We start from the raw sequence: 1,287 nt of genomic DNA on the forward strand, positions 1-1,287 counted from the left end.
CTGCCGTCGGCGTTGATCGCCAGTTCACTCGGCGCAGTCGGCGCGGTGATGTCGGGTGCGTTGATTTGTACCGGCAGGGACGACGCGCCGGTGCCATCGATTGCCACCAGGTCGAGCAGTTCGCCGTTGGCTTGTGCCGGGTTGAGGATGACGGTGAAGGTACCTTCGGCACCCACCACCACGTTGCCGACCAGCGTGCCATCGGCATCGCGCACTTCCACACGGCTGCCGACCGGGGCGGAACCGCTGATGCTGGTGCCGTCTTCGGCGACCACCAGGTCGCTCGGGCTGGCCGGCGTGGTGGTCGAGGGTACGTCGTACTCGAAGGCTACGGATGCATTGCCGCTTGGGTCGGTCTGCACCAGGCTCAGGCGCTCGCCTGGCAGTGCCGCCGGGTCGAGGTCGATCAGGAAGGTGCCGTTGGCCAAGACAGTGCCGGTGCCGATCACATTACCCTCGGCGTCGCGCACCTCCACGCTGGCACCCGCTTCACCACGGCCGCTCAAGGCCAGGCCGTCGGCGCCGACGACAATATTGCTCACCGCAGCAGGCGGCGTGATGTCCGGTGCATCGAATGGCAGCGGGGTAGAGCTGTTGCCGGCGGCGTCCACCAGGCGGATGTCCAGCACTTCACCATTGGCCTGAGCAGGCGTAAGGGTGAGGCTGAAGCTGCCGTTCTCGTTGACCAGGCCGGTGCCGATGATGTCGCCCGCAGCATTGCGTACCTGCACGGTGGCGCCAGGTTCGCCGCTACCGGTCAGGGTGACGCCGTTGGCCAGTTCGAGGCCGGTCGGCTGCTCTGGCGCTTGCAGGTCTGGCGAGGTGACTGAGCCAGGTTCAGAGGCGTTGCCTGCCGCGTCGGTCAGTACCACTTGCAGGGTGCTGCCGTCTTTCACGGCCGGGTCCAGGGTGATCTGGAAGGTGCCATCCGGGTTGACCGAGCCGCTGGCTACGAGGTTGCCCTCGGCATCACGGACCTGCACGGTTGCCCCAGCTTCGCCGCGACCGTTGAGCTGGCTGCCGGCGAGGGCGATGACCAGGTTGGTGGGTGCGTCTGGTGGCGTGGTGTCGCCGCCGTCGATGTCCGGCGCGGTGACCGTGCCGGCGGTTGAGGCGTTGCCTGCAGCATCGGTCGCAGTAACTTGCAGCACCTCGCCATCGACTTGAGGCGGATCGAGGGTGATGTTGAAGGTGCCAGTCGGGCCGACCAGGGCGCTGCCCAGTTCGGTGCCGTCAGCTGACAGCACCCGCACGGTGCTACCCGGTTCGGCACGGCCGGTGACGACG

General features: G+C 67.4%; 1 protein-coding gene. It reads right to left on the minus strand.

Annotation, left to right across the window (positions count from 1 at the left end; genetic code table 11):
* On the minus strand, positions 1 to 1,287 hold a 1,287-nt coding region (locus GIB19_RS28070), incomplete at both ends, for an Ig-like domain-containing protein (protein WP_274888850.1).

The sequence above is a fragment of the Pseudomonas sp. ITEM 17296 genome, from assembly GCF_028895205.1.
Taxonomy (GTDB): Bacteria; Pseudomonadota; Gammaproteobacteria; order Pseudomonadales; family Pseudomonadaceae; genus Aquipseudomonas; species Aquipseudomonas kermanshahensis.